Origin of the sequence: Streptomyces sp. NPDC001851, from assembly GCF_040297165.1 — a bacterium.
In the GTDB taxonomy this organism is placed as follows: Bacteria; Actinomycetota; Actinomycetes; order Streptomycetales; family Streptomycetaceae; genus Streptomyces.
Map to the genome: position 1 here is coordinate 1 of NZ_JBEOYR010000103.1, position 1060 is coordinate 1060.

Sequence of the window (1060 nt, forward strand, 5' to 3'; positions counted from 1 at the left end):
AGAATTTAAGAATTATATTTTTCAAAGTCTTTTGGAGACTTGTAATCAAGACCTGAATGCATCCTTTTTGTATTGTAATAGGTCTCAATGTATTTAAATATTTCTTGAGTAGCCTCAGCTCTTGTCTCAAAATGAGCATCATTAATAAGCTCCCTCTTTAGCGTCTTATAAAAAGACTCCATCATTGCATTGTCATATGGATTTCCTTTACGACTCATGCTAGATTGAGCACCGACTTGACGAAGAGTAGATTGATAACGAGAGCTTGTATATTGACTCCCTTGATCAGTATGGACAATCAAGCCAGGCTGAGGATGTTCTTTCCCACAAGCTTGTAAGAAGCAATCCCTCACCAGTTTATCTTGCATCCGTGAAGACATTGACTAACCTACAATCTTACGTGAAAAAACGTCGATATTCACGGCTAAGTATAAGGTGCCTTCTTTGGTAGGGATATAGGTCATGTCTCCCAGCCATACTTTATTAGGAGCTGTTGCTTTAAAGATCTGATTAATTAAATTGGGTCTTGAAAGCGAAGCTCCTTTTCTGTTGTAATGTTTATATTTATAACGGCTTCCCTTGGCATAAAGTCCCATCAAGTGCATCAGTTTCCCAACACGTTTCGTGTTGGTCATAATACCAGTATTATGAAGTACCTTGGTAATTCTAACCGCACCATAGCGTCCCTTATGCTCATGAAAGACAGCTTTTATCTTCTCTGAGAGAATTTCTCTCTCCACTTGTTGTTTTGAAGGACGACGATGCATGTATTCATAGAAACCTGAGCGAGAAACCTTAAGAACTTTTACTGCATGTTTAATTTTTATCTTCCCATGATGTTTCAAGAGAAATTCAAAACGTTTTACTTGCTTCGCTTCAAGAAGACCCGGAACTTTTTTAGAAGTTCAAGTTCCTCCTGAAGATAACGATTTTCTTTCTCTAACAATTTAATCTTATGTTGGGCATTAGCTAGGGCTGTCCCATTGCCTGGAAAAGCACTTTCTCCATATTCTTCAACTTCTTGAACCCAGCGATAAAGACTATTGGCATGAACCTCAAG

1 pseudogene is annotated in these 1060 nt (G+C 38.1%); it reads right to left on the bottom strand.

The window, feature by feature from the left end:
• Positions 1–5 precede the first annotated feature (5 nt).
• Positions 6–1060 (bottom strand): annotated as a pseudogene (locus ABT171_RS41785) (IS3 family transposase); the annotation flags it as partial.